General features: G+C 41.4%; 20 protein-coding genes. 17 read left to right on the top strand and 3 right to left on the bottom strand.

Translation table 11 applies throughout. The features are described from left to right. Nucleotides 1-107: 107 nt before the first annotated feature. The 7 genes from QQK21_RS01455 (at nt 108) to tssG (ending at nt 8921) form a co-directional block, all read left to right on the top strand. Nucleotides 108-2102 (top strand): serine/threonine protein kinase, encoded by a 1995-nt coding sequence (locus QQK21_RS01455; protein WP_284190429.1) that lies wholly within the window; start codon nt 108-110, stop codon nt 2100-2102. Continuing rightward, nucleotides 2103-3665: a type VI secretion system protein TssA gene (tssA, locus tag QQK21_RS01450; protein WP_284190448.1), complete on the top strand. Its 1563-nt coding sequence runs from the start codon at nt 2103-2105 to the stop codon at nt 3663-3665. 27 nt (nt 3666-3692) lie between these two features. Further along, the gene (gene tssB / locus QQK21_RS01445; RefSeq protein ID WP_284190428.1) at nt 3693-4202 is read left to right on the top strand and encodes a type VI secretion system contractile sheath small subunit; all 510 of its coding nucleotides are present in this window, start codon (nt 3693-3695) and stop codon (nt 4200-4202) included. Between the two features lie 9 nt (nt 4203-4211). Further along, a complete protein-coding gene (gene tssC, locus QQK21_RS01440; RefSeq protein WP_284190427.1) occupies nt 4212-5687 on the top strand; it encodes a type VI secretion system contractile sheath large subunit in 1476 nt (491 codons plus the stop codon). A 61-nt stretch (nt 5688-5748) separates the two neighbouring features. Further along, on the top strand, nt 5749-6159 hold the full coding sequence (gene tssE / locus QQK21_RS01435; RefSeq protein ID WP_284190426.1) for a type VI secretion system baseplate subunit TssE: 411 nt from the start codon (nt 5749-5751) through the stop codon (nt 6157-6159). Nucleotides 6160-6177: 18 nt separating this feature from the next. Continuing rightward, nucleotides 6178-7926: a type VI secretion system baseplate subunit TssF gene (tssF, locus tag QQK21_RS01430; RefSeq protein WP_284190425.1), complete on the top strand. Its 1749-nt coding sequence runs from the start codon at nt 6178-6180 to the stop codon at nt 7924-7926. Continuing rightward, complete coding sequence (gene tssG / locus QQK21_RS01425) at nt 7923-8921, top strand: type VI secretion system baseplate subunit TssG (RefSeq protein ID WP_284190447.1); 999 nt, start codon at nt 7923-7925, stop codon at nt 8919-8921. The genes tssF and tssG overlap by 4 nt, the downstream gene beginning before the upstream one ends. Nucleotides 8922-9098: 177 nt before the next feature. Here tssG and QQK21_RS01420 read toward each other — a convergent pair whose 3' ends face one another. From QQK21_RS01420 to QQK21_RS01410, 3 genes are read right to left on the bottom strand one after another with little or no spacing between them, the layout of a single operon-like run. Beyond that, nucleotides 9099-9551, bottom strand: coding sequence for an Lrp/AsnC family transcriptional regulator (locus QQK21_RS01420; RefSeq protein WP_284190424.1), 453 nt, complete (start codon nt 9549-9551; stop codon nt 9099-9101). A 34-nt stretch (nt 9552-9585) separates the two neighbouring features. Then, nucleotides 9586-12981 carry a type VI secretion system membrane subunit TssM gene (tssM, locus tag QQK21_RS01415; RefSeq protein ID WP_284190423.1) on the bottom strand — a complete coding sequence of 1132 codons (3396 nt, stop codon included), beginning with the start codon at nt 12979-12981 and terminating at the stop codon, nt 9586-9588. 2 nt (nt 12982-12983) lie between these two features. Further along, the gene (locus QQK21_RS01410; RefSeq protein WP_284190422.1) at nt 12984-14324 is read right to left on the bottom strand and encodes a type VI secretion system ImpA family N-terminal domain-containing protein; all 1341 of its coding nucleotides are present in this window, start codon (nt 14322-14324) and stop codon (nt 12984-12986) included. A gap of 488 nt (nt 14325-14812) precedes the next feature. On the opposite strand from QQK21_RS01410, the gene QQK21_RS01405 reads away from it, so the two are divergent. The 10 genes from QQK21_RS01405 to QQK21_RS01360 all read left to right on the top strand — a co-directional run bounded on the left by QQK21_RS01405 (nt 14813) and on the right by QQK21_RS01360 (nt 25105). Then, nucleotides 14813-15415 carry a hypothetical protein gene (locus tag QQK21_RS01405; protein WP_284190421.1) on the top strand — a complete coding sequence of 201 codons (603 nt, stop codon included), beginning with the start codon at nt 14813-14815 and terminating at the stop codon, nt 15413-15415. Nucleotides 15416-15427: 12 nt separating this feature from the next. Continuing rightward, the gene (locus tag QQK21_RS01400) at nt 15428-16774 is read left to right on the top strand and encodes a type VI secretion system-associated FHA domain protein (RefSeq protein ID WP_284190420.1); all 1347 of its coding nucleotides are present in this window, start codon (nt 15428-15430) and stop codon (nt 16772-16774) included. Beyond that, on the top strand, nt 16767-17267 hold the full coding sequence (gene tssJ, locus QQK21_RS01395; protein WP_284190419.1) for a type VI secretion system lipoprotein TssJ: 501 nt from the start codon (nt 16767-16769) through the stop codon (nt 17265-17267). Before QQK21_RS01400 ends, tssJ begins: the two co-directional genes overlap by 8 nt. An 11-nt stretch (nt 17268-17278) precedes the next feature. Next, a complete protein-coding gene (tssK, locus tag QQK21_RS01390; protein ID WP_284190418.1) occupies nt 17279-18604 on the top strand; it encodes a type VI secretion system baseplate subunit TssK in 1326 nt (441 codons plus the stop codon). Further along, complete coding sequence (icmH, locus tag QQK21_RS01385) at nt 18601-19392, top strand: type IVB secretion system protein IcmH/DotU (RefSeq protein ID WP_284190417.1); 792 nt, start codon at nt 18601-18603, stop codon at nt 19390-19392. The genes tssK and icmH overlap by 4 nt, the downstream gene beginning before the upstream one ends. A 717-nt stretch (nt 19393-20109) precedes the next feature. Next, nucleotides 20110-20850 (top strand): SDR family oxidoreductase, encoded by a 741-nt coding sequence (locus QQK21_RS01380; protein ID WP_284190416.1) that lies wholly within the window; start codon nt 20110-20112, stop codon nt 20848-20850. A gap of 14 nt (nt 20851-20864) precedes the next feature. Further along, entirely contained in the window at nt 20865-22073 is a 1209-nt protein-coding gene (locus QQK21_RS01375) for an acetyl-CoA C-acetyltransferase (protein ID WP_284190415.1), read from the top strand. 54 nt (nt 22074-22127) lie between these two features. Next, nucleotides 22128-22475 carry a phasin family protein gene (locus QQK21_RS01370; RefSeq protein ID WP_284190414.1) on the top strand — a complete coding sequence of 116 codons (348 nt, stop codon included), beginning with the start codon at nt 22128-22130 and terminating at the stop codon, nt 22473-22475. Nucleotides 22476-22531: 56 nt separating this feature from the next. Continuing rightward, complete coding sequence (gene phaC, locus QQK21_RS01365) at nt 22532-24313, top strand: class I poly(R)-hydroxyalkanoic acid synthase (RefSeq protein WP_284190413.1); 1782 nt, start codon at nt 22532-22534, stop codon at nt 24311-24313. 375 nt (nt 24314-24688) lie between these two features. Beyond that, nucleotides 24689-25105, top strand: coding sequence for a hypothetical protein (locus tag QQK21_RS01360; RefSeq protein WP_284190412.1), 417 nt, complete (start codon nt 24689-24691; stop codon nt 25103-25105). Nucleotides 25106-25137: the final 32 nt, after the last annotated feature.

Raw genomic sequence — 25137 nt, 5'->3', positions numbered from 1 at the left:
ATTGATAGATATAGTGGGCTTTTTATTTTTGCCTAGTTGAAAAGTAATATTCAAAATAATTAATATGCTCATCTAGTAAATATTATCAGCTGGCTAAAGAGTAAAACGTGTCTGATCAAAATGGGTCAAGCGATAGCTATATCAATCAGTTAGTTCATAAAGCGATTGAGAGAAAAAAACACTTAGAGCATCAGGAAGCACAACGCAACAAGCCTAAGTTGGAATATGTTTTATTCTCCCAATTTGATGTGTTGGAATCGTTTCCATCAAAAAATGGCAACACAACCCTCTATCACTTAGCAAAACAAGGCGAACCGGAGAAACAGGTTTGCTGTAAAGTGGTAAATGAAGGAACATCAACACATGTGCATTCACTCTTACTTGGTGAAGCGAGCAAATTGGAAATCTCTCAGCATCCGAGCGTTGCGGACTTTATTAAAGTTGGCAATGAGTTTGATCGTCCTTACATTATGTACGAGTGGATTCATGGTGAATCCCTAGCTGAGAAAATAGAACGACACAGTAAAAAGGGCTTCCGGCACGATCATATCGCTTGGCTAATTTACCAGTTGGCTGGTGCGCTTGAATATATGCATACCCGTGGTGTATGCCACCTAGACATAAAACCTGCCAATGTGCTCGTGGGTGAAGATGATAGTGTCAAGCTGATTGATTTTGGCGCAGCTCGTTATTCTGAGGAAGAAAAAGGCCCCACTGAAGTTAGCATGAATTATGCGTCTCCAGTGTATGTTGAAACGGGTAAAGCCAAGCCACAGGATGATGTGTATTCATTAGCTTTGCTAACTGGGCATCTGTTTTTGGGTTCAACCTATGGGGACGTATGGCATCAACTTTTGGGCCAGAAAAAGCGCTGCCATTTAATCCCTAAGCATGTTTGGCTTTTGATTAAAGAGATATTGAATAAGCCTCGTTCGCATGGCTACACAGCGATTTCTTTTGCTCAGACGCTAGCAAAAATTGACGCTGAGGCTCTGAAATCAGACAACAGCGCCCCCTTATTTTCCAATCTTAGAAATGCAGACCTTGTTCTTACCAACCACAGAGCAACAGACAAGTTTGCTCTAGGCCGCTTCAAATACCTAGAAGCTGCATTAGTTGCCTCCGTGCTCTTGGTCAGTGGCACCTATATGTATGACTATCTGCAACCAGAATGGAAGCCATCGCCTAAATCAGGGTTTACGGAGTCGGTTACTGTGGCACAAACGATTAAACCTGCTCAAACCGCCTCTTTTCTTGCTCAGCCACCGTGGAAAATTGAGTACGCATTAGACGATATGTCGAATGATCTTGTCTTGATGGCACCGTATCAAGAGGCCTATCAAGTTCAACAGAAAAAATTGCTCGATGTCTATCAAGATAACCAAGACAGTTTAATTGAAAGAAGAAATATTGCCTCTAGTTTGCCTAAAACTTTACAGGAAATACGTTCAGACTTAGTGACATTGCACGCTAACCTTAATAATGATGGTGTTTTGTTTGCCAAAGCTCAGCGCTCATTGAATCAAGTAATGGCGAACCTCAATCGTCTAAATCAACAAGCACAAGAGATGACGAGTTATATGGGGCGTCGAGACAAAGAACTGGTCGATTTAATACTCAGTGGGCAAGCAAGAGCGGTCGATGATTATATGAAAGCTGCATGGGCTAATCATCAAGCGGAATCCTATTATTACAGTCAAGTTCTTCCTGGCGATTTGCTTAACGCAGTCTACGCGGCAATCGATACTAATGCTGAACAACATTATTACACTCGAGCGATAGACCAAGCCCAAGTGGCTAAACAATTTTACGGTAATACACCCGAGTTAGCGGCAAAAATCCGAGCACTAAAAGTCGCTCGCAGTGAATACATACTGTTTAGCACGGTGACAGAACAATCCATATTTGAAAATGAAAAGTTGAATGCATCGTTGACCGATCTTGAGGTCAATGCACCGAAAAAATTTGCTGAAGTAACCGAGTTGCTTAATAGCATGGCCAAAGATGCGATTCGTAAAAGCCATCAACAGTCTAAACCCGCTCGAGGGGCTCTTGCTATTCAACGAGCCATTAGCGATTACCAGCCTGTGGTAAGGAGTTAAATCTTGGTCCCAGATATCAAAACACTGCTCGAACCAATCAGTGCATCATCTCCTGTCGGTGAAGATGCACGTTATGAATTTTGCTTTGAAATGATGGAAACCGAAGTTAAAAAATTCGGTTCATTGTTTGGTGAAACGGTCGATTGGAAAGTGGTAGAGGATCATGCGACTGAAGTTCTGAGCAAGCACAGCAAAGACTTAAAGGCTATGTGCTATCTTACGCGTGCAATGGTCGAAACACAGGGTTTAGAAGGGTTAGAGCAGGGGCTAACCCTACTTGGTGAGGCGTTAATTCGTTTTGGTTCGGATTTGTATCCGCAGCGCAAACGGGGCAGAGATGGCGCTGTAGAATGGTTAAATAATCAGCTAAAACTTGTGTTGCCGAAGTTGGATAAGCAGATGGTGACATGGGAAAGCGTATCTCGATACATTGAAAGCGTTGAAACTATCCAACGCCATTTTGACGAAATTTTCCAGGATTCAGAAGCGGATTTCTTTGAGCTGAAAAATGAGCTGAGTCGTCTAGGACAATCTTTTTCATCGGACGAATTACATTCGCCATCAATCAACGACTACATAGCGCCTAGCTATAGTGAGCCTTCTCAATCAGAGGGTGTGCCTTCACAGCATGCCGAAGAGCCTAAAGTCGAGCTAGCTAAGCTTAGTGAACCAGCTCCTGTGCATCGTCAGACGAAAGAAGCCGATATAGACACGGATTTTTCGTCTCCGACAGCATCAAAAAGAACCCTAAAAAAAGTCGCTGAGATGATTCTTGGTGCGCAGCCTGAGTTACCCCTCTCATATCGTATCCACCGACATTTGACTTGGTGCGATATAAACGAATTGCCTGAACACCAAAATCACGAGACACCCTTGATACTTGCAGTATCGCAAGATAAACAATCTGAATATCGTGATAAGGCGAAACAAGAAAGTGATTTAGACACGATAAAACGTCTGGAACGCACCTTGACGGATGCCCCTTTTTGGATGACAGGGCACTTTTATGTTTATCAAATGCTGAAAAATTTAAACCTAGACGAAGCCGCACAAGCCGTTTATGACGAATGTCGCGAGTTTGTTCAAGCTTTACCGGGTATAGAAAAGCTTTCATTTAAAAATTCGATACCATTTGCTAATGAAGCCACAATTAAGTGGCTAAGTCAGCCTAATCTCGTCAACCAAAGTTTGTCTCTGCAACCCATGCATCATGTGGTTGTGACAGAAGGCGAGTTGGTGTCTATGGACGATGTAACTCTCGAAAACTTGGGAGAACGCGTAGCAGAAGTTGCTCAAAACCTAGCGCAAGACAGCTCTGGGCGGGGGCAATTTATGTTGCATTTACAAATCGTAAAAGCTTACCAAGCTGTTGGTCTTTACGCTCTATGTTTACCTTATCTTGAAAAGTTATGGTCAGTTAGAGATGAAATGAACCTGTTCAGCTGGGAACCACACCTATCTTTGCAGCTAGATGATTTTACTCAAAAGATTCTTAGGCACCTCTATCCATCCAGGGATGTGTTGCCAGCAAAGCTTGCGGTGTGGGAGTCAATCTACAACTAACAACACAAATGAGATAAGGAACTAATTATGTCACGCGATGGCTCGGTAGCTCCTAAAGAGCGAATTAATATCCGTTATGTTCCAGCGACTGGTGATGCACAAGAAGACGTTGAACTGCCGCTGAATATGATGGTTGTCGGTGATTTCACCGCTCGCTCTGACGACACGCCAATTGAAGAACGTACGCCAATCAACATTGATAAAGATAACTTCAATGAGGTTCTAGAAGGCTACGCTCCTAACGTTAAAGTCAATGTTGAAAACCGTCTGACTGATGAAGAAGGTGCGCAACTAGCAGTTGACCTAACGTTCACCGATATGAAGGACTTTTCACCAGAGTCGATCGCCAGAAGTGTCCCTGAATTAAGTGGTCTATTAGAGCTAAGAGAAGCATTGGTTGCGCTAAAAGGTCCATTGGGTAATGTCCCAGCTTTCCGTAAGAAGATCGCTGCAGTACTTCAGGACGAAGAAGCTCGTAAGAAACTACTCGAAGAACTCAGCATTGGTGAAGATCAAAACGCTGACAAGGCTGAATAAGAGGATAATATGACAGCAGAAGCACAAGCTCCAGAACAAGAAGCAGCGTTAGCGGACTCTGGCTCCCTTCTGGACAGTATTCTAAATGAAACACGGTTAAAGCCGAGTGATGAAGGGTTTGATGTCGCTAAACGTGGTGTTGAGGCTTTTATCGGTGAACTACTGAGTAGCCACACAACGGAGAAAGTTGATCAATCGTTAGTCGATTTGATGATCAGCGAAATCGACCAAAAACTTTCTAAGCAAGTCGATGCGATTCTTCACAATGAAGAAGTTCAGGCGATTGAATCGACGTGGCGTGGATTAAAATATCTTGTTGACCACACTGATTTCCGTGAAAACATTCTTATTGAATTGATTTCAGCGAAGAAAGATGAAGTGCTGGATGATTTTGAAGATGCGCCAGAAGTGGTTAAATCCGGTCTTTATAAGCAAATTTATACCCGCGAATATGGCCAATTTGGTGGTAAACCTGTCGCAGCGGTTGTATGTGACTATCAGCTGACTTCATCTAGTCCTGATATCAAGTTGATGGAGTATATGGCCAATGTTGGTGCTATGTCTCATGCACCATTTATCACTTCAGCTTCTTCTCAATTCTTCGGTTTAGACAGCTATGAAGAGCTGCCAAACATGAAAGACCTTAAATCGGTATTTGAAGGGCCTCAGTATACGAAATGGCGTGGCCTACGTGAACATGAAGATTCTCGCTACCTTGGCCTATGTACTTCGCGTTTTATGCTTCGTAATCCATACTCAGTTGAAGATAATCCAATTAAGGCATTTGATTACAACGAGCAAGTCACTGACGACCACAATAATTTCTTGTGGGGTAACTCAGCTTACGCGATGGCTTCTAAGATCAGTGAGTCATTTGCTAAATATCGTTGGTGCCCGAACATTATTGGCCCTCAAAGTGGTGGTGCAGTTTTTGACTTACCCGTGTATAACTTTGAGTCTATGGGACAAATTGAAACTAAGATCCCAACTGAGATCCTAGTCTCTGATCGTCGCGAATTTGAGCTGGCTGAAGAAGGCTTTATCGCTCTTACTATGCGTAAGGGATCGGATAATGCGGCCTTCTTTTCCGCAAACTCAATCCAAAAGCCTAAGGTTTTCCCGAACACGCCGGAAGGGAAGAATGCGGAGATGAACTATAAGTTAGGTACTCAGCTACCGTACATGTTCATTATCAACCGCTTAGCTCATTACATTAAAGTACTACAACGTGAGCAAATTGGTTCGTGGAAAGAGCGTACCGATCTTGAGATCGAGCTGAACAAGTGGATTCGTCAGTACGTATCTGATCAAGAAAATCCGCCAGCAGAAGTTCGTGGTCGTCGCCCACTTCGCGCGGCCAAGGTTGAAGTCTCTGATGTTGAAGGTGATCCAGGCTGGTACAAAGTATCTATGTCTGTGCGTCCACACTTCAAATACATGGGGGCAAGCTTCGATCTGTCTTTGGTTGGTAAATTGGACCAATAATCTAAGTATTTTTCTAAGTGCGAACGGCCAGTTTTTCTGGCCGTTCTTTTTGAGGTTTAGCATGGAAAAAGGTTATCGTTTATTAGAGCGTATTGAATTGGGTGAGCCGAAAAGCTGTTATGAAAAGGTGGTCTCACACAAACATCTTATTGAATCCATTCATATTCATCTTGCCGATTTACTGAATACCCATGCGGGGAATGCAATGATAGACAATGATTATGGTCTTCCTGATTTCAATGATGTTCTTGCTAGCCAGTCAAACTTAGTGCGTCACATTCAACAGAATATACGTACGACGATTAACAAGTTTGAACCTAGGCTTGGCAATATTGAAGTCACTTATCGTCAGGATTTTCATAATCCCTTACAACTTAGTTTTGGTATTACTGGAGAGGTAAGCCACAACGGTGGTCAGGTTCCAATGTCTATCAATGTGTTTATGGGTATTGACGGTAAGTTTAACGTATAAAGTCAGGAGTAATACTTCGTGAGTAGCAGCAAATATTTTCAAGATGAACTTTCTTATCTTCGAGAAGCCGGAAGTGAATTTGCCAAATATCACCCCAAATTAACCCACTTTCTTGGTGAAGGGGTTTATGACCCAGATGTAGAGCGTCTTTTGGAGGGCTTTGCGTTTCTCACCGGTAGGATAAGAGAAAAAATTGACGATGAATTGCCAGAGCTCACGCAATCACTAATGACACTTTTGTGGCCTCACTACATGCGTTCGGTACCGTCAATGTGTATCTCAGAGCTCACGCCTCATGTTGGAAGCGTCACAGAAAAAACCGTTGTAGAACGCGGAATAGAAATGGCGAGTGAGCAAGTTGAGGGAACCCAATGCTTGTTTAGAAGTTGCTATGACGTTGCTTTGTACCCCATCAGCATTACTCAAGTCGAACAATCGAATAGTCGTACAAATTCAAGCATCGATGTATCTATTGCCGCTGAGTTTGGTCAAGATATATCGAGACTCAAAATGGATTCGTTACGCTTTCATCTTCATGGTGAAGTTCATATTACTCGAAGTGTTTACTTATGGTTGTTTCGTTATCTCGATCGTGTTGAACTCGATGTTGGTGGAGGCTTTGTGCACAAGCTGCCATCGTCTTGCATCAAGCCCGTAGGTTTTGCCGATGATGAAGCTATTTTGCCTTATGGCAGTAACTCATTTTCTGGTTATCGGCTATTGCAAGAATATTTTTCTCTACCTGAGAAGTTTATGTTCTTTGATGTCACTGGACTTGAATGGTTGTCAGGAGTCCCCCAGCGTTCATCGATGAAAATATCGTTTATATTCAAACGTGCGCTTCCGTCTGAAGTGGTGCTTAAAAATAAACACTTGAGGCTGCATTGTACACCTGCTGTGAATTTGTTTAGCAAAGACGCTGACCCGATCCGTTTAGAGCACCGCCGAAGTGAGTACAAAGTCAGACCACAAAGCAGTAACCAAGAGCACTATGAAGTCTATTCGATCGGAAAAGTGGAGACTTGGAGCAAAAATGAACGTAGCCGTAAAACGTTAATTGAGTTTGAATCGTTTGAACATCAAATCAATCAGCGTGATAAGAGAGAGTTCTACAAAACGAAAGTTTCAAAGCGTATCAGTGGGCGAGGGCTCGAACGTTATATTTCTTTTCATACTCATAACAGTGATATTGCGGAACTGGGCTCTGAAACTGTGCTTTTAAAACTCACGTGTAGCAATGGTGACTTGGCTGAGCGGCTGTCAGTGGGCGATATTACCTATGCATCGCATAACTCGCCAACCTACGCCAATTTTGCCAATATTACCAAACCTACACAGTCTGTCAGCCCGCAAGTAAATGGCGAATTGCAATGGCAGCTAATTGCTAATATGTCGCTGAACTATTTGTCATTAGCGAATATTGATGTATTAAAAGTGCTGCTTTCTACTTATGACTTCCACTCTCGAGTTGATCGTCAAGCTCATCGGGCATCGATACACAGGCTAGATGGTATTAAAATGAGTGAAATGAAGCCGGTTGACAGGGTATTCCGTGGTACTGCTATTCGCGGTACGCAGTTCAATCTTACGGTCGATTCTTCATATTTCGTCAATGAGGGAGATATGTTCCTTTTGGTGAGTGTATTAAATGAGTTTATACGCTTGTATTCAAGTTTGAACTCCTTTACAGAGCTTGAAGTGTTTGATGAAAACACAGGGGAAAATTATCATTGGCCAAGCCTTACAGGGCAGCAGACCGTACTATGATCGAGCAGATTGAAAAGAAGACCCATGAATTTAGCTTTTTCCAAGCGATTGCACTTTTGGAAAAATATTATCAAGCAGAAACGGGTTTTAACTATAACGGAATAGGTCAGAATAAGTATATTTCTGATGAACGTATTCGCTTTAGTGTGTCACCGAGCTTAGCGTTTCCCAAAAGTGATATTGACTACGTGGCACATTACGAGGTTGAGGGAAATCCTTATACCCGAGTTGAGGTAAACTTTCTTGGCTTGCATGGTTCAAGTTCACCACTTCCGTCCTCATATACCGAGAAGCTAGCTGGCAGAGAAGATGAAGAAAATCCAGTAAGACAGTTTTTTGATTTTTTCCATAATCGCTATTTATCCCTAGTCTATCGAGTTTGGAAAAAATATCGCTATCACATACAGTATCAGAGTGAGGCAAAAGATCCGTTTTCCGGGCGCATGCTTCACTTGCTTGGCTTGTCATCGGTTATGCAGGAAGCTGAGGTTAATGAATTGGATAGGGCTAAGCTTTTGTCCTATGTTAGTCAGCTTTCTACTAGGACACGTTCACCGAAACTGATATCCGGAATCGTGGCTCACTACTTTAGTTTGAACAGCGTTTTTGTTGATGAATGGATCTATCGACGTGTTGAAATTCATCATTCACAGAGAAACAAACTCAATCATAATAATTGCGTACTGGGCCAAGATCTTCACTTGGGTAAAACGCTGCCTGATTTAGTTGGTAAGTTTCATTTACGCATTGAAGATATTGATTTTTCTACCTATCAAACATTCTTACCAGGCAGAAGCAATTACAAAACGCTTATTGGCTTAATGCAGTTTATCCTACGTGACCCTTTGGCTTGGGACTTGGTTATGAAGGTGAAGCTGGAAACCATACCTAAAAACGCTTTGGGAAATGGGGAGGGCAATTTGCTTGGTCAAACGCTTTGGTTGGGGACTCCTGATAGAAAAGATGTGTCCATTAAGCAAATTGGGCAGTTGTGATGTTCGCCTAGTGAAAAAGTCGAGTCTTGTTCTTTGTTGTTCCGGCGGTTGTTAGGAAAACGCAATTTCAGGTAGTGAAGTAAAAAAACCACACAAAATATGTGTGGCTTTTAAATTCATCTGTCTAAGTACAGTTACACTCTGGATTAGAAAGTGTAGTTACTGTCCTTATGGGTATTATCGTCGAACTGGTTCGTGCAATATCACAGTATTATTTAAGGACTCAATGCCGCTAAATGACTCTATTTCATTGCACAGGGTATGTATCGACTGAAGATCGGGTGCCTCAATGAGAGCGATAATATCGTAGGCGCCACCGACGATACTAGTGACTCTCACTTCAGGAAGCTCTTTTAGTGCTTCCGTGACATTGTTCTTCTTACCTTTTTCGCAAGAAATGAGTAGGTAGCTTGACGCTGACCTACCATCTTTCTCTACTCGGATCTGAGCGGTATAGCCTTTTATAATACCGGTTTTTTCCAATCGACTGATGCGTTCAGCGACGGCGGTACGTGATAAGCCAATATTTCGCGAAAGGTTCGCTATTGACTCTCGGCCATTTGACAAAAGACTTGAAAGTATTTTCCTATCTAATTTGTCTAATCCTTGAAGGTTAGTAGTTGACATCATTATCCTGCCTTACGTTGTTTTTATTAGTATGCTTTTATAAATTGATGGTTTCGGGTAACGAGAAGTTATACAGCTCGGCCAAAGTAAATGGATTCCTTTGTGCAAGCGGTTTTATTCTCAGTTTCAGATCACGACCTGAAACGGTTATATCACTAACAAAGCTACCATCATGTTGATTTGTTAGTGTTGATTGGCCCAATAGTCGGTAGATTGCCCACTGACCATCCTTGCTCAATACGTACTGTTTACCTTCGTCAGTAACATCTTGGATTGTAATACTGACGTTAAACTCGCCACTTTTTGGTGGCCATTCCAATTCTTGGATTCGACTTGGCCCGTGGTAATAGCTCATTTGCGAGTCTGCCACTCTCAAAGTTGCTCGAATTGCACTAGAGTCTAAATCAAGGACTTTGGTTGTAAATGGAATGGAAACACGGTTAGTACTTTTATTAATTAATGTGTCTCGGATTACATTGTAATTCTTCAATTGCACCAAAAGTTGGGGCGTGAGAGGCATAGTCTCACCTTCTACACGTTTTGGTTCCCAAAGGTTGGTATCATAAAACGATGCTAGGTTTTGCTGGACAAAAGTATCAATTATTCCACCTTTAGCAAAAAGCAGCTCAAAATCTTCGAGCGTAATTTCTTCTTCAGCATTCAAGTCGAAAGGATATTTGTTGAGTGCCAATTCTTTATACTTTGTATACACGTCACTATACCACTGGCTTTGCACGCCTTTAGCTGATTCTGTGATCATAACTGACCAACTTTGTTGAACCAGACCTAGCAACCAACTGCGCACAGGTTCTGGAGACTTTTGCGCAATTTGCTTCAGACGAATGATTGGGTCCGCTTCAGAGCTTTGCATACGTGTGCGAGCAGCTAACAGCGACGCCATTTGAGGATCTGGGGAATCCGCAATGTCTTTCATGTAAGTTCGTAGTGTATTCAAAGCAGTAACAATTTCATCCCATGGTGCTGGTGAATTAGGTGTCTCGTTAATTTGTAACTGGTTAAGTTGATAGAACGCTTGTTCAACTCTCTGCATTAACAAGTAGTCGGGCTGTACAAACTCTTCCGCCGATTCGGCCAATTTACCTACAGCCTCCGTAGCCAATTCGGGCAACTTATTGGCAAGTAGCTCTTTCTCTCCAGTTGGTGAGAAGTGAGTATTAGAGTATACCTGCTTTAATACCGTAGTAAGAGGTGATGAAGGGCCTGAAATTAGGTCAATCGCATTTGTGAGATCGCCAATTGACTCATATTTCTTAACTTTTAACTCACTCAATGCATTGCGCCAGTAACTAACATAATCGTCAGTGTATCTTTTGCGAATTTTATCTTTAAAGGCGTCATGCTCTTTTTGGCTTGGGATGACATTTTTCGATAAGCCCAGTACCCAGTTATTAGTGATCACCTCTTTAGACATAAGATCAATGCGTGGGCGATAGAAGGTACTAAATCCAGTCGCAGTATAGACCTTACTGATATCCAGTAGCTGGTGGTCTACTTTATCGTTAAAGACGTTGTTAAAGTCAAAGCCAACTGCTCTTTCTAGGTTTAATGTTCCTAGATCTATGCTTTCGGCCTGATCAATCAGTTGAGAATAGACAAGGTCAATATTTGATTGTGCGAGCAAGGTTCTGCGTGTTGCTCGAACGATGCCCATATTGATATCAATGGCTGGAAAATCCGTTCTGAAGTATGCATTTAGATACTTCATTGTGGTTGCCACTTGTTCGGTATCACCTAGTGCTTTGGTTAAGGTCGAATCAGTTTGTGCCGTCATGTACTTCAGGTCCCGTTTACTGGGTTCTTTGAGCATGAGGTAACCTTTCAAAACGGGTAGCGCTTTAAGAGGTTGATCTTGGTATTTGGTTAACTGCACACGGTATGATTGTTCAATAACAGGAATCAACTCATTTTGGATAGAATCGATGAGCGCTTGATAAGCAATTTTTGTTGTTGGTTCTAAGCGACTAACATGAAGGGAGACGAGTTCTTCATCCATAGCTTTACTGCCTTCCAGCCAAGCATTGTATATGGGGTCTATTTTTTCAATCGCTTTGGTTAAACTCCTATCCAATTGCTGGTTTGAGTCCATGGCTGTTGTTTCGGTATCAATATTGAGTAACTGGTATATTACCCGTAAATTGCTGTCGAGCGTGGTCCCTAAAAGGTAAGCCCCTCCGGACAGAAATACGATTGAGGCGACCATAGCCAAGCGGCTTTGGCGCAGTATGCGTTTTAGGTAAGTTTTGTTTTCACCAGCAAATTCCGCTTCGGGCAGAATCTGAGATTCAACTAAGAACCGAGTAAAGTAAGGGGTTTCAGATAGTTGAGTATGTTCTGAAGCAATAATCGGAAGGTTAAAGTAATTACTACAACTTTTGGCGAGCAAGTTGTATTTGCGTCCACCTTGAAGCGATGAAGAAAAAAATAGTTCCCTAAGATCTAAGTAGTAGGCACCACGATTGACATCGCTCAAGCGTTGAACCACATATTCGATTTCCTTTTGACATATTTCAAGCTGCTTTGGAAATGAAAGGATGGCTTGCTTTTCTTTGGTATCGTTTGAACCTGAGGTTGAATCCAGGGCGCTTTTTTCAATGACACGGACAAGGTTATTAAAGCTATCTCGATAATAGTCAATAAGAACACCTTTGGAGTCTTTCAACGCAATAGAGAGATACTCAACGTTATGTTTTAGTGGACTTAATTGAACGTACTCTTTAAAGCCTTGTAGCTTATCGAGCTTGGAGACAACCATATAGATTGGAAGGGCAGTATTGGTTCGATCACAGATAGAGGTAATACGCTCAATTAATGCCGTCAATGTATAATCGATTTGTTCTTCTTCGGAAATAATCAAAAATTCAAGATCAGTAAAGAATAGGCACCCTGCAAAAGGTTTGCGGGGCCGATTCTTGAGTATTTCTGTAATCAACGTTGTCCATAACAGTGTGTCAGATGCAGACACTTCTTGAAAAACTAACCTTTGATCAGGCTTAAGATAAACCGCTTCATCAGACTCATACCACTCAAAAAAATCGTTTTTAGCCGTCTTTGAATTATCGAGTGCTTTAATGGCACTTGAGCTAAACAAAAACTGTGTTTTACCGGCTGAACGATTGCCCAACATCAAGTAAATAGGCTTAGTTTTCGAATTGTTTAGAAGTGGTCGCAGCACTAAACTCAAGGCTTCTTCTTCAGTTTCGAGTTGTTGCTCACGGTGGTGTTTTCTTTTTCTAAAAAAAAGCAGTGCTTGATAGGCCAAAAATATTAGTGCGATGGTACCTATACCGATAAACCAAATGGCCTTAGTTATTGTATCTGGTGCCCAGAAGTGTGCGGCTGAGAGTCCACCAATAAACACTAAAGCAAGTACAGTAGATAAAAATATCGGATGACGTATTATATTTTTTAACATGATTATTCGGCCACAACTTTATCGAGTGATGTTTGGGTTTGCGTCGCCTTGAGTTGGGCGATTTTATGTAAATAGACGTTAACTAATACTAAGGAGCGTTCAAGTTCTTCAGGGTCATTGGTTTTCTCAGCATATTCAATTCGTCCAAGTAAAGGAAACAAAGAGTTGCTGTATTGATACGCTAGTTTGGTATTGGTGTCGCTAGCCTCTAGTTTTAAGTTGGCTATAGCGGTACGAGCACGTGAAAATCGGCTGCTAATATCATTAAAGTCTTGTTCCATCTTTTGTTCAAAACGAGCCAATTCTGCTGATAAAACCTGCACGGAAGAGGAATCTGAATAAAGTTTTTCAAGGTTATTGGTGATCGTGATTAAGCTAGGGAGCTGGGTTACCTTTTCCGGCGATTTCTCCAAATCAAACACCATGGTATCAATAGTACCTATAAGTGGTTGCTTAAGTTGTTCGATTATATCTCTATTCTCACTATTGAGATCTTGAGTAACTTGTAGCAGTATCGAAATATTATTTGACGCGATTTTCTGCTTATATTCTGCTAGAAGTTGATCTTTTGTCAGATAAAATGCACTTAAGGCAGAAATAAAAATGGCAACGACAACAGCAAGAACCCATATTGAGGATTGGTTTTTTTTAGCTTCAATGTTTGAAGCTATGGTTTGTGATTGATGAGCTTGGGGGTTGACTTTAACTGTTATTGCTCCAGGGGCAATGCTACTGGATACTTGAGCGGTCTCTTTTTGCTGCACAGCCTTTTTTTGCGCTGTTCGTTCTTGTTTTTCTTCTAGCTCTTTTACATCGTCGAGAAACTGGCCAAAAATACGTCTAATTCCGCCAAGTGAGGGCGCTTTATGCCCGTAATGGAGCCTCAATTCTTCCTCTATCCTAAGACAGATTCTGTGCCCAAGCTCGATTACGGCTTTGTCATCAACAGTTACTTTAAATTGTTTGACTCTTTTTTCACCATGCTCGGCCAACCATTCAAATGCGCCCATTCTTGCACTAGATTTGGAAACTTCTGGGTAAGATGTTGACCAATAAACCACGCATAAGTCCAAAATGGCATTGAGTGCATCAACGAACCCAGTAATGCCATCATTATGAGCAGAGGCGACGGCATAATAACAGCCACAACGTAAATCTTTACTCTTATTTTTTAGTATTTCTTTAGAGAGCTGTTGTACTTTTTTCCACGAGATTCGTCCTGTGACTTTATTGATATTGTTTATCTGCCGTTTTATCTCCTCAAAATCCTCAAGGTTGTTCGGGTTGACCCCACAGGGGGTCTGCTCGCTTATTGGCCGTCGAGCGAAGTCTGAAAAGTACATTAAATCCTACCCAAGTGACGCTTGTTATTATGGCTCAATCAAGTTTATAAAAAATTCTTAATTAAGATGTATTGTTATCAAAGGAAGGATTTTACGTGGGAGAAAAGTAATTTGTAGATAATATATTAATTAAAAATGATTAAAGTTTATTAAATGTGAACTCTGCCCATTAGTGCCAAAATTTAGATGATAGTTTTATTATTAATATTTGTCTTCTATGATAAGCGTGATGGCTAAATATACACTATGTTATAAACTAGATTGATTATTATAAGTTTTTCACATACTTAGTGTGTTATCTGAGCAGTCTGTATGAAATTTAGCCCAATAGTCATAATGTCCATTTTCCTAGAGAAAAAGAAGGTAATACTAGGAGAAAGGAAATAATTGTGTGGTTTTTTTTTTTGGCTATTGAGTTTGAAACTTACCCTGCTATTTTGCTCTCTCTTTTATTTATGTTTTTGCTTCAAACCTTTCGAGGATAAAGGATGAGTAAGTTAAGTCAGTGGGGCTTATTAGCTCTAGCTTGTACTATGTCGGCAGCGGTCAATGCAAAGGGAGAGCGCTACGGCGGCTCTGTGAGCATGTTAAGTATCGATTCCATCGAATATGAACAAGGAGAGAGCGGCACCACAGATTCGCTCCGTTTTGGTTTGGTGCATACACGGCCGATAGATGAAGATAATAACCGTTGGAGATGGTGGTTAGGGTTTAACTACTTGAGCGAGTCGGTTGATGCTCCTGCTAACGGAATTTATCAGGAAGTGACAAACTATGAGTTTAGAGTTGTTCCTCAGTACGCTTTAAGCAGTTGGTCGGTTTTCACGCCTTATATTGGTGTAGGACTGTCAGCAGCGTATAGCCAATACTCAAACCGTTGGCCTGTCGATAGTGCTGGGTTTAAGTATGGCTCGCAGCTTGATGATATTGATCAGTTTGAAGCCGGAGCCGTGGCGACAATAGGCACTGTCATTAAGCTCGGCAGTGACCCAGATGCTCATATTCAAATCATTCCTCAAGCTTCGTATATTTTGCCGATCTACAACGATGGTTTAGGTGGACTTGAACTTACTGTATCACTTCTATTTTAGAGGGGAATAGAGTTGTTAGAGCGCTTAGTCATAGTTGTATCAAAGCATCCTGAAGAATATACGGGAGCAAAATTTGTTGAGCTACCAGAAAACGGTGGTTCTATTGGTCGTAACCCTGGTTGTTCAATACCTTTAGTTGACCACAATCGTTATATATCAAGTACTCATTGTCTTGTTAGTATCTATGGTGATGCGTACTATATCAGTGATGTCAGCACCAATGGGTTGATCGTAAATGGTAATAAGTTGCTGAAAAATCAGCCTGTTCCTATTCATGAAGGGGATATTATAACTCTAGGGCAGTACGAGCTATCAGTGAGTGTCGAGCGAGAGGCTAATACCTTAGACATTGCTTGTGATATTACCCCAGATCGCGATAACAAAGATCCATTAGCAAATTTGGAAGAAATTGAGTTTGAATTAGAGCATGAAGGGACCTTAGAGGATATTTTCTTAGAAACTCAGTCAGACGACTTTGACTTGTCAGATCCCATTGCTCATCTCGAGTTTTCTCTCGAAAAAGATGATGATCACTTGATTAAAACAGAAACAACTGAAACTCAAAAAATGGTTTCGATCGATGAATCATCTCGTCAGCTAGTCGATGACAGCCTAAGTGTGTATTCCGAGTTCGATGCTCCAAATCTAATTCCAGAAGATTGGATGTCAGGGGATGATACTCGCACCATCGGAGCGGCTAGTTCAGCCAAAACAGCGGTAGGCGTTTCTTCCCCCAAAAATCCTCAAAAACAACTGACACCTTCTGTTAAACCTTCAAATCAAGAATGGGAAGAGTTGGCACCTCGATCTCAAGAAAACCAAGTCACCGAAAATGACAGAAAAGAGCTGTCAGATTACTCGGGGATCATAGGTGCTTTTAGGAAAGGACTAGGAATAACAGATGACTCTCTGTTGGAAGAAGACCCTCGTCTTTTTGAACAGATGGGGATGTGTTTACGTTTATGTATGAACAAACTTCAGCATGAATTGGTTGAAATTGAAGAATTGAAGCAATCGCCTGCTGCGACGGACACAGACCTGATCAGTTTAATGCTTGATCTCAATAAGCAAAGTATGTTGACACCCAACGAGCTTGTAGAACAGATGCTTGATGAAATTGGCGAACATAAATCCCTCTATGAACAGGCACTCAACAATTATGTCCAACAAAGTATTAGCCAGTACGATCCGATAGTGTTTGAACAAAAAAATGAGAATAAGGGCTTTTTGATTAAGCAAAAGCTGTGGGACTCCTACAAGTTGCATTATTTGGAGAGTTTGAAAGGCGTCCATGGTGTTGGAACAAAGAAACTTGTGCAAGAAAACTATAATAGGCTGCTAAAAGAAAAACATGCGTAAATTTATCTATTTTATAATCCTGTCTTGTTTGTCGGGCTGCTCAATGTGGGATCAATTTAAAGAATCTAGTGGAATTACGCCGGAAACCTCTTCTATTGAACTTATCATTGAGGCTTCCCCTCAACTCAATATACGACAAGAAGGCCAGCCTTCCCCTGTTATTTTGCGTATTCATGAGCTGACTTCTCCCGTTTTATTTCGCAATCTGGATTTCTTCGCTCTATTTGACAACGACAAGGCTTCTCTTGGTGATGAATATATCAAACGCTACGAATTTCAGCTAAAGCCAGGTGAGCAGCTTCACCAGGTACTGGAGCTGGACCCAGCGACAAGAGCATTAGGTTTTTCCGCAGCATTTCGGGACATCAATGGTTCGTCATGGCGAAAGGTTGAACTTATTGAAGAGAAATCTGAGTACTTCTTGAAACTCAAGCTAGAGGAAAGCGAACTATCGTTCGACTCTACGCGTGGAATTGAGCAAACTTACTTTTAAGGGGCAGTGAGATGTCACTATATAATCCAGTTGTGTGGCAAGATGGTATGTTTATGAAGCCACAGCATTTCCAACAATTAGACAGGTCTCAGTCTAAGCGCAGTAGCATGTTGTTTTCCGGCAGTTCACCTCTATACTGGGGAGTAAATCGGCTAGAAATCAACACTGAGCTTTTGACACAAGGCAAAATTGCGGTGACGAGTGCAGCAGGTATATTGCAAGATAAAACACCTTTTGACTTACCGCTGCTTGCTAATGTTCCAGAAGTGAAAGAGGTCGATCCATCGGTAACGGATAGAGTGATTTATCTTTGTTGCCCACTTCCATCTGAGAGGGAAGAGTTATTTGGGTCCGATAGAGATGATGCCCGTTACATAGTCAGTTATCAAGATGCCGTTGATTCTTGCTATGACAATGAAGATACAGCAAATATCGCCGTGGGTAAGCTCAAGTTCTGTTTAATGTATGAAGATGAGGATCGAAGTGCGTATACCGGTATCCCCATACTTAAAGTTTCTGAAGTCAAGGCGGACGGTAGCATCGTTCTAGATGATCGCTATATCCCTACTTGTATCGATATTAGAGCGTCGCATTTGTTGGCCAAGTTTACCAATGAGTTTGCTTCTATGTTAAAGCATAGGGCGGAGTCTATTGTAGAGCGGCTGGGAACTGTCGATCAGCAAGGCGTATCAACAGTATCGGATTTTATGCTTTTGCAGGCACTCAATCGTTATGAACCGTTGTTTTGGCATTTTTCTAGTGTAGAAGGCGTACATCCAGAATCTTTATATCGAATGCTATTGCAAGTAGAAGGTGAGCTATCCACCTTGTGTTCTACGGCACGCAGGCCTCCTGAGTTTGTTGAATATAATCACGGGGATTTGACGCTCTGCCTGTCTAAAATATTAGATCATGCGAAGCGTACTTTAAGCGTTATGTCTGAGCAAAGAGCAATACCGTTAACTCTTCAAGAACAAAGCTTTGGTATTCGGACAGCGGTTATCCCAGACAAAAAAGTTGTTGAGTCTGCTACGCTTATTTTGGCCGTTAAGGCAGACGTTACATTGGATATTCTTCACACACAGTTTGTTAGTCAAACTAAGATTGGTTCTATCGACAATATTCGTGATCTCATTAATCTTCAGCTACCTGGAATTGGGATTAAGCCAATGCCAGTCGTACCGCGTGCACTGCCTTATCATGCTGGTTATACCTATTTTGAGTTGGAAAGAGCAAGTGAAGAATGGGTAGCGTTGGAGAAAGCTTCGGCGATCGCAGTTCATGTGTCCGGTGAGTTCGCTAATTTGTCGCTACAGTTGTGGGCAGTGAGAGTATGAGCTACATAGATAACGATGTAACGGTTGTTTTGTTTCAGCCTGATCTGGGCAAGCCTATGGAGGTCATGCCAGCTCCAGATTTGTCTAGAAATATCGCGGTTAAAGATCCTAATATTGAAAAAATGGGCGTTAACCCACTTGTCGACCAGTTTTCATGGTTAATTGCCAGCCTTTCTTGTATGTCTTCCATTCCTTGGTTGGAAGATCCGCAACCATTCAGGGAGCAGATAGCAAGAGAAATTCGCAAAGGCGAGCGAAAATTGAATGAGATGGAGGTCGATAGGGCCTCAGTTTTGGTTATACGTTATTGCTTGTGTGCTGCTATCGATGAGGCAGTATGTCGCCAAGAGTGGGGAGCAAACAGTAATTGGAGTCAAAATAGCTTATTGGCTGAATTTCATAATGAAACGTCTGGTGGAGATAAGTTTTTTACCATATTGGAGCGGTTGAAAGCTGATCCTAGAAGGTATAGATATGTAATTGAGTTGCTTTATGTTCTTATCCAACTTGGCTTTAGGGGCAAGTACGGTAGAGAGGAAAGAGGGCAGGAAAAGCTCGCGGATATTGCCAATACCATTTATCGGTTAATCAAAGACGAAAGAATGGTAGAAAATGAGAAGGTTTCTTTGATTAATTTGAAAGCGAAATACTTAAAGCAGCCTTTAAAGCGCGTTATCCCGCCTAAAGTGACACTTGGTATATCAGCCTTGCTATTCTCTGTTATGTACCTAATCACCTACGTTATAATTGATACGAAATTCCAAAATTTGTTAAATAACTTTCAGTGAAACGCGACACGTTATCGTGTTTCACTTTCTCAGTATCATCTCACAAGGCACAACTGAAGTTTTCATCATTTGTGCCTTTTCTTTACAAAATATCACCAACAAAATTCATTTATCTTTCATCGAGTAAACTTAGGTAAAGCGGTTTCACATTTCTTATTTTCTAGTAACGTAATTATAAATTTCTCATCAAATCATCTTGCTCTAATACGACTTTAGTCGAAAATAAGTTTTATGAAAATAATTCATATCAAACATTACCTTACCTTATTTAATTATATAATTATAAATTGAAAACGATTACAAGATTAAACTAAGGTTTAATAGCATAATATATTAATAAAATGACTGATTATAATATAGTGAGTCGGAAGATAAGAATGATGAAATCGTAATAATTATTGAAAAATCCATAATAAACATTGACTTAGTATTTAAAATGGAAAGTGTTATTTAAATAAATTCAAACTAAAACAAATGCTTATGCAGAGTTAACATTGGGATAACATTTCATTTCATATGCGATCTCCTTCAATGTTATGCAACTAAAAATAAAAAGTATTTGAACTGTCATATTTTGCCTTTACTTTAAAACAACAAGAGCAAGGCTAGTTGTATCTTGGTTAATATGTAAGTTAATAACGTTAGTTGGCTTTATTTGAAGCATCGGTTAATAGCAGATAATTAAATGGAAAGGCTATTAATAATGGAGTCTCATACATGAAAAAACTCGCTTTAGTCACAGGATCGAAAGGTGGTATAGGTTCTGCTATTTCTTCGCAGTTAGTCGAGGACGGTTATCGCGTCATAGCAACATACTCTACAGGTAGTTATCAGAGTGCGTTGGATTGGTTTAACGAAAAGGAGTTTAGTCAAGACCAAGTTCGCTTGTTTGAACTTGATGTGACTAACACCGAGCAATGTGCAGAGCGGCTAATAAACCTCTTGCAAGAAGAAGGGACAGTTGATGTCGTCGTGAATAACGCTGGCATTACTCGTGATGCTGCGTTTAAGAAGATGACCCCTCTAGCGTGGAAAGAAGTGATAGACACAAATTTAAACAGTCTATTTAACGTAACACACCCTTTATTCGAGGCAATGTGTGAAAAAGGTAATGGTCGCATTATAAATATATCTTCTGTTAATGGCTTGAAAGGGCAGTTTGGTCAAGCAAACTATTCAGCAGCGAAAGCAGGAATGATTGGCTTTTCAAAGGCTCTGGCAGCCGAAGGTGCAAGAAGCGGTGTAACCGTTAATGTTGTGGCCCCTGGCTATACTGGTACGCCAATGGTTGAGCAAATGAAACCTGAGATATTGGAATCAATTAAAGCGCAAATTCCAATGAAAAGGCTGGCTACGCCCGAGGAGATTGCCCAGTCTGTATCGTTTTTGGTCAGTGACGCTGGCGCCTATATTACAGGTGAAACCTTATCTGTAAACGGCGGCTTATACATGCATTAATCTCGGTGGTGGTTATGGAAAACGTCTATATTGTTGCTGCAAAGCGAACGCCAATTGGTAACTTTGGTGGGGCACTAAAGGAATTATCAGCGGGGACTTTGGGCTCTGTGGCAATTAAAGCTGCGTTAGAAGCTGGAAATGTTAAACCCAGTCTCGTGGATGAAGTTATTGTTGGCAATGTGGTTGGCGCGGGGCAGGGCATGGGTATTGGACGCCAAGCTGCCATTTATGCCGATATTCCTCCTAGTGTGCCTGCCTATACAGTGAACATGGTTTGTGGAAGTGGCATGAAGGCGGTTATGGACGCTGTGAGCCACATTCGTAGTGGTGATGCTTCTGTAGTTGTTGCTGCAGGTGTTGAAGTTATGTCGCAAATTCCTTTTGGTGTGCCCAGTCAAATTCGTGATGGTCACAAAATGGGGCATATGAGTTTGACAGATTTGCTGATTAATGACGGCTTGACAGATGTATTTAACCAGTATCACATGGGGATGACAGCTGAAAATGTTGCGCGCAGAGTGGGGGTAACTCGTGAGCAGCAAGACGAATACGCCCTCTCAAGTCAAATGAAAGCTGTCGCGGCGATCGAAGCTGGTCGGTTTGAAAATGAAATCATTTCGGTCGAGGTTAAGCACCGGAAACAGATGATTAATTTTGCTACTGATGAGTACCCTAAAGCCGACACCTCGATTGAAGCTTTGGCAAAATTACGTCCTGCTTTTGATAAAGAGGGAACAGTGACTGCCGGAAACGCCTCGGGACTTAATGATGGTGCCAGTGCCATTATTGTCGCGAGTGAAAGTGCAGTTAAAGAGTATGGTCTCCAACCAATGGCCCAAATTGTAAGTTATGCTCAGTCGGGGCTAGAGCCAGAGATTATGGGGCTAGGTCCTGTAGAAGCCGTGACACAAGCATTGAGTAAAGCAGAGTTATCAGCTGACGATATTGATGTCTATGAACTTAATGAAGCTTTTGCTGCTCAAGCTTTAGGCGTGATTCATCAACTTGCCGAAGTCCACAATGTGCCTGCGGGTTCCATTTTGGAAAAAGCAAACGTCAATGGCGGAGCAATAGCGCTAGGCCATCCGCTTGGGGCTTCGGGGAATCGAATTTTAGTTTCTTTAGTCCATGAGCTTAACAGAAGACATGGCAACTATGGTGTTGCCTCGCTTTGCGTTGGCGGTGGCATGGGAACGGCAGTGGTTATTAAGTCAATCACTTAGGTTCAAACATTGAATCTAAGCCAATAGTAATGGAATTAACCTAGGAGCAAGAATATGTATACTGATTTCTTTAAATCTTTTACAGATCAAACAGAAAAAAGTTTAGAGCCTTATCTAAAATTCAATAAGCTTGTCACCAAGAATGTTGAGGTTTTAACTGAGCTTCAACTTAGTGCGATTCGTACCTACAGCGAGATGGGCCTGACTCAAATGAAGGCAGCGAGTGAAATTAAGGATGTAACATCGCTTGCCGCGTTTAATAGCCAGCAACTATCGGTTCTTTCAAAACTGTCACAGCAAATGATGGATGATAGCAATAAGTTACAGTCTATTGCGAAAGAATTCAAAGATGATGTTGACCAATTAACGACGGAAAACCTCAAAACAGTCACTCCCGCATAATACTGATTATTGTGCCGCTTCAGAGCGGCACTTTTTCCGATCATAGGAGTAGCAACATGTATCAACACTTCTTTTCGGACTACCTTGTGAAGCTTCAAGAAACCAATCAAAAATGGTGGGAAGATCTCGAACTAAGCAGGGCAGCCGTAAACTCCCCTCTCAACAAGGCAATGCAAGAAGTTAACTTCGAAGATACCTCTAAACTTTTCGAAAGTGCGGCAAATCAGCCAGCTGCACTATTACAAATTCAAGCTGAGTGGTGGCAGCAACAGCTTCAAATTTGGCAAAATGTTGCATTAGCACAAAATGGCGAAATAGTTGTAGAAGCAGAGAAGGGTGATAAGCGATTCTCTAATGAAGAATGGCAAAATGATATCTTCTATAATTTTATTAAGCAGTCATACCTGCTTTTTGGCCAAACGTATTTGAAAACCATTGATAGTATTGAAGGGCTTGATGAGAAAGCGAAAGAGCGGATTAGCTTTTTCTCTCGCCAAGCTATCAATGCTGTGTCACCAAGTAACTTTATTGCGACCAATCCTGAATTGTTGAAAATGACTCTAGAGCAAAACGGCAAGAACCTGCTGTCAGGGCTTGAACAGTTAAAAGAGGACGTAGAGTCGAGTGCGGACATCCTCAAGATCAGGATGACAAACAACAACTCGTTTCGCTTAGGAGATGATGTCGCAAATACTCCTGGTGATGTTGTTTATCGCAATGATCTTTTTGAGCTTATCCAGTACCGACCTCTTACAGAGGCCGTTCATGCTACGCCTCTACTCTTTGTTCCTCCATTTATCAATAAATACTACATTCTCGATCTTCGCGAGAAGAACTCTCTCGTTCGTTGGTTACTGGAACAGGGACACTCGGTATTTATGATGTCTTGGCGTAATCCAGGAAAAAATCAGAGCAAGGTTGAATTTGGAGATTACGTTACCGAAGGTGTCGCAAAAGCAGTGTCTGCAATTGAAGATATAACTGGTCAAGAACAGATTAATGCGGCTGGATATTGTATCGGTGGTACGGTGTTAGCGAGCACCATTGCGTATTACGCAGCTAAGAGAATGAAAAAACGCATCAAGAGTGCGACCTTTTTCACGACATTACTTGATTTCTCTCAGCCAGGAGAGGTTGGCGCCTATATTAACGATACCATCATTGATGCCATTGAAGCGCAGAATAATGCCAAAGGTTATATGGATGGGCGTTCACTAAGCGTCACTTTTAGCTTGCTTCGAGAAAACAGTCTGTATTGGAACTATTATGTAGACAACTATCTCAAGGGGCAGAGTCCAGTCGATTTTGATTTGCTCTATTGGAATAGTGATAGTACGAATGTCAGTGCTGCTTGCCATAACTTTTTGCTGCGTGAATTATATCTTAACAACAAGTTAGTTAAGGAAAAAGGCGTTAAAATTGGTGGAGTATGGATCGATCTTAATAAGATAAAAGTCCCGAGTTATTTTGTATCGACTAAGGAAGACCATATCGCTTTGTGGCAAGGAACATATCGTGGTGCGTTAAATGTGGGTGGCAACAAAACCTTTGTTTTGGGAGAATCTGGCCACATTGCTGGCATAATAAATCACCCTGACAAAACCAAGTATGGTTTTTGGACCAATGAAAGTTTAGATGAAAATGCCGATGAGTGGCTCGCTAATGCTAGCCACTCAGAAGGTTCATGGTGGACACACTGGCATCAATGGTTACTAAACTTTAGCCCGGAAGAGAGACGTGAGCCATTCAATATTGGTAGTGAACAGTTCTGCGTTTTGGGTTCCGCGCCTGGAAACTATGTTAAACAAGTACTTCCGATTGATGAAAGTGCGAGTTAGGCATTATTGCCGGAAACTAGGCCCTGAGTGAATGACTCAGGGCCTTTTTATTTTATTAAGGAAAAGTACCAAAGAGCATGGTAGCCAATTTGTTAATGATAGATATATTATTGTTTTTATAATAAAAATAAATGTGTAAAAAATTTTATAAAAGAGATTAACACCTGCCTGATTTATTCATGCATACTCATGTTTTTCCACTAAATAAGTAACTAATAATATGCAATGCTGATGCCTCTTGTTATTTTTTAACCAATAACTAGGGCACCTACCACAAGAAGTAAAGGACTCATTAAGCACTACACCAAGGACATCAGGGCTTTCTTGTTTGCGTTTGTTGATGCATGTAGTTACCCTTCAACCTAGGTAAAAACGATGTTGGAAATTGCAAAAGATGTATCGTTTGATACAGGCTTAGTTAAGTTTGAAAGCCAAGTCCAAGAGCTTATCCGATTACTCACTCTCGGTGTTGAAAAAATTGAATCAAAGCAATCCATTGGGCCTAAATTTTCTATCGAGCCCTTTGTCTATAATGATGAGCTAAGTCAGTGTGGCATTCCGAAATATGGCCAATCAGCAGAAGAGGTCATTTCAGCACTTAGCGAGATTGTTGAGGGAAGTCTTAGACCACAATCTATGAACGAGGTATACAATATGGTACCTCAACCCATTCCTGAAACTATCGCTGCTGCTTCGCTTATGCAGCTATACAATGTAAATGCCATCATGGATAGCTATGGTGGAAAATCGCTTCTTTTTGAGAGAAGTGGACCCCAATGGTTGGACACATAAACTAATTCCTTAAGTGGTTGATCCAGCTTATG

Source organism: Vibrio zhanjiangensis (assembly GCF_030161235.1).
Taxonomy (GTDB): domain Bacteria; phylum Pseudomonadota; class Gammaproteobacteria; order Enterobacterales; family Vibrionaceae; genus Vibrio; species Vibrio zhanjiangensis.
This window is presented reverse-complemented; position numbering and strand designations above follow the sequence as displayed.